General features: G+C 46.1%; 5 protein-coding genes. 2 read left to right on the top strand and 3 right to left on the bottom strand.

What is annotated here, in order from left to right:
• From ACEYCN_RS06630 to acnA, 3 genes are all read right to left on the bottom strand, one after another.
• The coding region (locus ACEYCN_RS06630) for an isocitrate/isopropylmalate family dehydrogenase (protein WP_373713503.1) at positions 1–336 on the bottom strand (336 nt) is incomplete at its 3' end.
• A gap of 9 nt (positions 337–345) precedes the next feature.
• The gene (locus ACEYCN_RS06625; protein WP_373713502.1) at positions 346–1,464 is read right to left on the bottom strand and encodes a citrate synthase; all 1,119 of its coding nucleotides are present in this window, start codon (positions 1,462–1,464) and stop codon (positions 346–348) included.
• Position 1,465: 1 nt separating this feature from the next.
• Positions 1,466–4,132 (bottom strand): aconitate hydratase AcnA, encoded by a 2,667-nt coding sequence (gene acnA, locus ACEYCN_RS06620; protein WP_373713501.1) that lies wholly within the window; start codon positions 4,130–4,132, stop codon positions 1,466–1,468.
• 298 nt (positions 4,133–4,430) lie between these two features.
• Here acnA and nrdH point away from each other — a divergent pair, with 298 nt between their 5' ends.
• A complete protein-coding gene (nrdH, locus tag ACEYCN_RS06615) occupies positions 4,431–4,649 on the top strand; it encodes a glutaredoxin-like protein NrdH (RefSeq protein ID WP_373713500.1) in 219 nt (72 codons plus the stop codon).
• A gap of 53 nt (positions 4,650–4,702) precedes the next feature.
• Positions 4,703–5,953, top strand: a 1,251-nt coding sequence (locus tag ACEYCN_RS06610) for a ribonucleotide reductase N-terminal alpha domain-containing protein (protein WP_373713499.1), incomplete at its 3' end; no start/stop codon positions are given.

Here is a 5,953-nt window from a genome sequence, read left to right as displayed (position 1 = left end):
GTCCAGCTCCTGGCGCAAGGCTACATTGAGGGAACGAATGCCGCCACCGACTGGAGTTTCAAGAGGCCCCTTGATGGCCACCAAGTGGTCCTTGATAATGTCCAGAGTTTCATCCGGTAACCAGCTCCCTGTTTGGTCAAAGGATTTTTTACCTGCCAGAACTTCTGTCCAGGCGACTTTTTTCTGGCCTGAAAAAGCCTTGTCAACTGCTGCATCAAAGACCGACTGGGCATTTTTCCAAATGTCCAAACCGACCCCGTCTCCCTCAATAAAGGGAATGATGGGCTGGTCTGGTACAGTTAAACGTCCATTTTCTAATACAATTTTTTCTGCCATGGTCTCTCCTTAGCGCTTTCCAATCGGTAAATATTCCAAACCGAACTGTCCCAGGTAGTTGGAACGCGGACGAATCAGTTTGTTGTTCTTTTGCTGCTCCTGAATGTGGGCAATCCAGCCTGAAACCCGGCTCATGGCAAAGATGAGGGTGAAGATGGAACTGTCAATGCCCAAAACATGATAGACGGTTGCAGAATAGAAGTCGACATTGGGAATCAGACCCTTTGTGTGCTTCATGTAATCTTCAATTTCACGGGACAATTGGAACCAAACTTCGTTCTCTGTTCCGACTGTCAATTCCTCTGCCATCTGGCGCAGGTATTTTTCCCGAGGATCCTGGGTCTTGTAGACCCGGTGGCCAAAGCCCATGATTTTTTCTTGGGAATCCAATTTCTCCTGCAAATAGGCCTTGGTATCCCCATATTCTCGAATCTCCTGCAACATGTCGAAGACTTTTTCATTGGCACCACCGTGAAGAGGACCCTTGAGGGTACCGATAGCTGTGGTTACACAAGAGTAGATATCTGATAAGGTGGAGGCACAGACGCGGGCTGCAAAGGTTGAAGCATTGAGTTCATGGTCTGCATGAAGAATGAGCGCTCTATTGAGGGCCTTAACTTCCAGTTCTGAAGGCTCCTTGCCATTCAACATATAGAGGAAATTGGCAGCAAAGCCCAAATCCTCACGGGGCTCAATCGGAGTCTGCCCTGTTCTCAGTCTAGCAAAGGTGGCAATGATGGTCGGCATCTTGGCCATGAGCTGAATGGACTGCTCATAGGTCGCTTCCACCGAATTGTCCTCCGCATTGACATTGTATACTCCCAAGAGGCTGACGGTGGACCGCAGCACACTCATGGGATGGAGATGGCGACGAGACTGGATAAGGATACACTGCTCTACCGCATCACTGATGGCATATTCTGCTCGCAGTTCTTTGACAAAATTTTTCAATTCGATGGCGGTTGGCAAATGCAGGTTCCAAAGGAGGTAGATGACTTCTTCAAAACTGGCATTGTTGTCCATCAGTTCGGAGATATTGTAGCCTGCATAAGCCAAATCATCATCGATAATCGAGCTGATGCGAGTATTGCAGGCAATCAAATCTTTCAATCCACTTTCTTCTGCCATATTAAGCTCCTTCTAACTTTTTACGCACGACCATAGGCAGGATTCCGCCATTCTTATAGTAGCGAATATCTGCATCCGCATCGAAGCGGACGATAGCTTGGAAGTGTTTTTCTCCCTCTTCATCACGGGCAATAATGTCTACAATATCATTGATACCTGGATTTTCTGACAGGTTGATGTCATAGCTTTCATAACCAGTCAAGCCCAGACTTTCTGCTGTTTGTCCTTCCAAGAATTGGAGGGGCAGGAGGCCCATCATGACCAGGTTTGAACGGTGAATCCGCTCGAAACTTTCTGCCAAAACGGCCTTGACTCCCAAGAGATTGGAGCCCTTGGCAGCCCAGTCCCGACTGGAACCCATGCCATAATCTTTTCCGGCGATGACCAGGGTACCAACATTTTCAGCCTTGTAATTCATAGCTGCATCATAAATTGGCAGGATTTCTCCCTTATACTTGGTGTAACCACCAATCTTGCCATCTGCCAACTGGTTGTTGATACGGATATTGGCAAAGGTTCCCCGCATCATGACCTCATGGTTTCCACGACGGCTACCATAGGAGTTGAAATCGGCATAGGCTACGCCGTGCTCATCCAGATAACGGGCAGCAGGGCTATTTTTGGCAATGTTTCCTGCTGGCGAGATATGGTCGGTTGTGACCGTATCCCCAAATTTTGCCAGAACTTGCAAGTTTTTCAGCGGTTTGATGACCAAATCTTCACCCAAGGCATCAAAATAAGGTGGATTTTGGATATAGGTTGAAGCCTCATTCCAGCTGTAAATCTTGCTTTCTTCGGTTGGAATTTGGTTCCATTTTTCACTGTCAGTGAAGACATGCTCATATTCTTTTTCGAAGAGTTCGCGGGTCACGTATTTATCGACATAGGCTGCTACCTGGTCGTTGGTTGGCATGATGTCGTTGAGATAGACAGGCTGTCCATCCTTGTCCAAGCCAAGAGGTTCTGTGGTCAGATCGACATTGGTATTGCCAGCCAGGGCATAGGCCACAACAAGTGGTGGACTAGCTAGGAAGTTGGCCTTGACCAGAGGATTGATTCGGCCTTCAAAGTTGCGGTTTCCGGATAGGACACCTGAAACCAAGAGATCTGATTCCACGATGGCCTTAGCCATTTCTGGACGAAGATTCCCTGAATTTCCGATACAGGTCGTACAGCCATAGCCCACCAGATTGAAACCAAGCTGGTCAAGGTAGGTTTGCAGGCCAGAATTTTCCAGATAGCCTGTTACGACCTTAGAACCTGGAGCCAGGGATGTTTTGACTGTTGGCGAAACACTGAGGCCTTTTTCTACGGCATTCTTAGCTAGAAGGCCAGCGGACATAAGAACGTAAGGGTTGGAGGTGTTGGTACAGGAGGTAATGGCTGCGATGGCTACATGACCTGTTTTGATTTCCTCCTCGTAATCTGCAAACTGGACGATGGCAGTTTTATCTACTTCTTCTTTTGACAAACCGAAACCTTGTACACCAGCTTCCCGAACCAATGACTCCTGGAAGGTTTGTTTAGCAGCCGCCAAATCAATCAAATCCTGAGGTCGTTTTGGACCAGAAATGGATGGTGCAATAGTGGAGAGGTCCAGCTCCACAATCTTTGTATAATTGGCTTGACTGTTTGGATCGTAGAAAAGATGATTTTTCTTGGCATAGGCTTCTGTCAAGGCAATGTGGTCCTCATCCCTATTGGTCAGCCGCATATAATTAAGGGTTTCCGCATCAATAGGGAAATAGCCACAGGTCGCGCCGTATTCAGGTGCCATGTTGGCAACGGTGGCCCTATCCGCCAAGGAAAGGCTGGTCAGACCAGGACCAAAGAACTCGACGAACTTGCCGACAACATTTTCCTGACGAAGGAGTTGGGTCACTTTCAGGGCCAAGTCTGTCGCAGTCGCAATCTTCGGCAATTGACCAGTCAGGTGAACCCCGATGACCTCAGGAACAGGGAAATAGGAAGCTTCTCCCAGCATAGCTGCTTCTGCTTCAATACCTCCGACACCCCAACCAAGGACTCCGATACCATTGATCATGGTCGTGTGGCTGTCTGTACCAAACATGGAATCTGGGTAGAGCTGGCCATCCTTTTCGATAATGACATCACTGAGGAATTCGATATTGACCTGGTGGATAATACCCGTAGCTGGCGGTACAGCCCGGTAATTGTCAAAGGACTTTTCAGCCCACTTGAGGAACTCATAGCGCTCATTGTTGCGCTGGAACTCCAAGTCAATGTTTTCTTCAAGGGCAGACTCCGTTCCGTAGAAATCTACCTGAACAGAGTGGTCAATAACCAAATCGACGGGAATTTCTGGATTAATGAGGTCAGGATTTCCACCATTTTTCACAATGGCATCCCGCATGGAAGCAAGGTCCACTACTACCGGAACGCCTGTAAAATCCTGCAAAATAACCCGGCTAGGCTTGAACGGAACCTCACCTTCTGGTTTGGCCGCAGAATAGGCTACCAAATTTTGAATGTGATTTTTGGTAACATCTACTCCGTCATATTTACGCAGGAGACTTTCCAATAATATACGGATGGTGTAGGGAAGACTCTGCACAGAAACAGACTTTTCTTGACAGGCAGCTGCGATGTCAAAGTACTGGTAGCTTTTGCCCCCAAACTGATAGGACTGAATAGGTCTTTGTTCCATTATTGGCACCTCATCTTTCTATGACGAATATTATACATTAAATTTTCTGACAAATCAAGTAGCTTGCCGGGTCATGTTAGATTTTCTAACATATTTTGTTTTTTTCTGATGCCGATGAAATTCCCAATAAATTTTCATAATTTTTTCCGAATACGAGCAAAGCTCATGATATCAAGGGTTTGCACTATATATGGTATTTTTAATCTGAATCAAACACAAAATATAGTGCTCGAGGATTGACTTTTCTGGGCATTCATTGTATCCTATTTAGGTGATGAAAATTTAAAAGGAGATAAAAATGGTAACTGTCTATTCAAAAAATAACTGTGTCCAATGCAAGATGACCAAGCGCTTTTTGGAGCAACATCAAGTGGATTTCAAGGAAATCAATTTGGATGAACAACCAGAGTTTATTGAACATGTCAAAAGTCTTGGTTTCTCAGCTGCCCCAGTTATTGAAACAATTTCTGAGACATTCTCAGGTTTCCAACCCGCTAAATTGAAGGCCTTGGTATAGGACTTTCAATTTTTTTACCCACCTAGACTACTATATTAAGAGAGAAAAGAACTATGAGTTTGAAAGAGTTGGGCGATGTTTCCTATTTCCGCCTCAATAACGAAATCAACCGTCCAGTCAACGGACAAATCCCCCTCCACAAGGATCAGGAAGCCTTAGAGGCCTTTTTCAAGGAAAATGTCATCCCAAACACCATGCAGTTTGACAGCATGAATGACAAAATCAAGTATTTAGTGGAAGAAAACTACATCGAAAAAGAGTTTTTGGAGCAATATAGCCCTGAGTTTATTGAGAAATTGGCTCAATTCTTGAAAGATCAAAACTTCCAGTTCAAATCCTTCATGGCTGCCTATAAGTTCCACCAACAATATGCCCTCAAAACCAATGACGGTGCTTATTACTTGGAAAGCATGGAAGACCGTGTCTTCTTTAATGCCCTCTATTTTGCAGAAGGCAATGAGCAGCTGGCTCTGGATTTGGCCAATGAAATGATTCACCTGCGCTACCAGCCTGCAACTCCAAGTTTTTTGAATGCTGGCCGTGCCCGCCGTGGTGAGTTGGTTTCCTGCTTCCTCCTTCAAGTGACGGATGATATGAATGCTATCGGCCGCTCCATCAACTCGGCCCTGCAATTATCTCGTATCGGTGGTGGTGTGGGTATCTCCCTCAGCAACCTGCGGGAGGCTGGCGCTCCAATCAAGGGCTACGAGGGAGCCGCCTCTGGTGTCGTTCCCGTTATGAAGCTCTTTGAGGACAGCTTCTCCTACTCCAACCAACTCGGTCAACGCCAAGGGGCGGGTGTAGTGTATCTGGATGTCTTCCACCCAGACATCATCGCCTTCCTTTCTACCAAGAAAGAAAATGCGGATGAGAAAGTTCGGGTTAAAACCCTCTCGCTCGGTATCACTGTTCCTGATAAGTTCTACGAATTGGCCCGTAAGAATGCAGATATGTACCTCTTCAGTCCTTATTCTGTTGAACTGGAATATGGCGTACCATTTAGCTACATCGACATTACTGAAAAATATGATGAATTGGTGGCCAATCCAAAGATTCGCAAGACCAAGATTAAAGCCCGCGACCTGGAAACAGAGATTTCCAAACTCCAACAAGAGTCTGGTTATCCTTACGTGATCAATATCGACACCGTCAACCGTCACAATCCAGTAGATGGCAAGATTATCATGTCTAACCTCTGTTCAGAAATCCTTCAGGTTCAAACGCCGAGCATCATCAACGATTCTCAGGAATACTTGACCATGGGAACAGACGTGTCTTGTAACCTAGGTTCAACCAACATTGTC

The sequence above is a fragment of the Streptococcus sp. genome, from assembly GCF_041802885.1.
Classification (GTDB): domain Bacteria; phylum Bacillota; class Bacilli; order Lactobacillales; family Streptococcaceae; genus Streptococcus.
Note: the sequence above shows the minus strand (reverse complement) of the source record. Positions and strands in the feature narration are given on the sequence as shown.